The sequence below is a fragment of the Candidatus Accumulibacter contiguus genome (genome assembly GCF_012940005.1).
Classification (GTDB): Bacteria; Pseudomonadota; Gammaproteobacteria; order Burkholderiales; family Rhodocyclaceae; genus Accumulibacter; species Accumulibacter contiguus.
Genome location: NZ_SPMX01000126.1, coordinates 1 through 918 on the forward strand (window position 1 = coordinate 1; position 918 = coordinate 918).

Sequence of the window (918 nt, forward strand, 5' to 3'; positions counted from 1 at the left end):
GCATCGCACCGCGGCGCTGGTATGACTGGTCGGTGCAGCAAGAGGCCCTGAAACCACGATTGAAAGGATGCTCGGCAGGCCATCGCGCGGACTACGGCGGACCTGACGAGCGCACCGTCGATCGCTGGTGGCAGTGGTTGAAGGCGCGCAGTGATCTCTTCGAGTTTCATCTGCGCGCCCGCTTTGCCGAACTCGGACGGGCGGCAGGATTCGACGCTCTCTGGCGCCAAGTGTTCGCAAGCCTGGGTCTGGCGCGGGCCATGGCCATCCTTGATCACGAGCTGAGCGTCCCTTGATGACCTGACCCCGAACGAGTGGCGGACAGTGGGGGCGCCCGGGCGGGGCCCCCACACAGTTTGCCGTGGTCATAACGTGGCCGTTCTGTTCTCATCACGACTCCCATTCACCCAAAGGAGTCCGCATGAAACCGATCGACCCGAAAGCCTTGTTTCGCCTGTCCGTCCTGGGTCCGCTGGTCAGCCGAGAGCGGCTGGAGCGAGGAGAACTGCAGCAGATCATCCGTGAGCTGGCCGAACGGGAGTACGCCATTCCCGGCACCCGTCGGCGCCATCTGGGCGAGAAGACGATTCAAGGGTGGTACTACACCTACCGAGCCCAAGGCCTTGATGGCCTGATGCCGAAGGCGCGCGCCGACCGCGGGCAATCGAAGCTTTCCGAGGCCATCCAGGCCGCGATTCTGGCAGCCAAGCGGGATAATCCCCGGCGCTCGATTCGCCAGATCCGGCAGTTGCTCGAAACCGCTGGAACCGTCGCTCGCGGGAGTCTGTCGCGATCGACGATCCACCGTCTGCTCCAGCAACACGGTCTTTCCCGCATGACCGGCTCGGCCAGCCTGCCCGAGGAGAGGCGCAGTTTCGTCGCCGCTTCGGCCGGCGCGATCTGGTACAGCGACGTGAT

The 918-nt window shown here is 64.6% G+C and carries 1 protein-coding gene and 1 pseudogene; both read left to right on the forward strand.

All coding sequences use genetic code 11. From position 1 onward, the window contains the following. Positions 1 to 296, forward strand: a pseudogene (locus E4Q08_RS23500) (DUF6431 domain-containing protein); the annotation flags it as partial. A gap of 125 nt (positions 297 to 421) precedes the next feature. Further along, a partial coding sequence (locus tag E4Q08_RS23505; protein ID WP_169072191.1) for a helix-turn-helix domain-containing protein occupies positions 422 to 918 on the forward strand: 497 nt, incomplete at its 3' end.